The sequence below is a fragment of the Wolbachia endosymbiont of Drosophila bocki genome (genome assembly GCF_028982005.1).
Lineage (GTDB): Bacteria > Pseudomonadota > Alphaproteobacteria > Rickettsiales > Anaplasmataceae > Wolbachia > Wolbachia pipientis.
In genome coordinates this window covers 1-593 of the sequence record NZ_JAPQLG010000037.1, presented here as the reverse complement: position 1 = coordinate 593, position 593 = coordinate 1, and the positions used below count along the sequence as shown (strand labels likewise).

The 593-nt window shown below is 41.1% G+C and carries 1 protein-coding gene; it reads right to left on the bottom strand.

Features of this window, described 5'->3' with window-relative positions:
• Nucleotides 1-88: 88 nt before the first annotated feature.
• On the bottom strand, nt 89-211 hold the full coding sequence (locus tag OZD61_RS00680) for a hypothetical protein (protein WP_274979470.1): 123 nt from the start codon (nt 209-211) through the stop codon (nt 89-91).
• Nucleotides 212-593: the final 382 nt, after the last annotated feature.

Sequence of the window (593 nt, the reverse complement as noted above, 5' to 3'; positions counted from 1 at the left end):
CCAGCTTGCAAATGATTGTCCTTTCCTTCATTTCTCTCCTATTACGAAGATTTTAAACAGGTTCTTAGACTTCCTGCATTACCTCCTGTCATCCAAGTACCCTCTTTGTCATTCCAGTGCCTCTTTCTCCTGTCATCCCAGTGCCCCCTTTTGTCATCCCAATAGCCCCTTCGGTGTCATTCCAGTCTGGAATCCAGTTCTTATTGTACATTCACCTGGTGTAAAGTTAAGTTTCCTGGATCCCAGTGTCAGCCACTCGGATGACAAAAAAAGGAGCACTGGAATGACAGCAGTCCTACATCATACCGCGATTCATTCGCGGTATCTCTAGATCCCGCTAACAAGCAGCGGGATGACGGTTGTCGTTTAGCCACAAATATTTAAGAAATTTACCAAATAAAAAAAAAGGCAAAAGAAGCCTTGGGGTTATTATCCGCTTTAAAATATTGGCGTTTTTTATGTTTTAAACGCTTGACAAGCGAGATTAAGCTGCTTTTAATTGCAACTAACTTACGCTGCAAACGTTTAAGAAATTTACTAAGCAGAAAAAAAGACAAAGAATCCCCGAGTTAGCTAGTCTTTTACTATCTCTG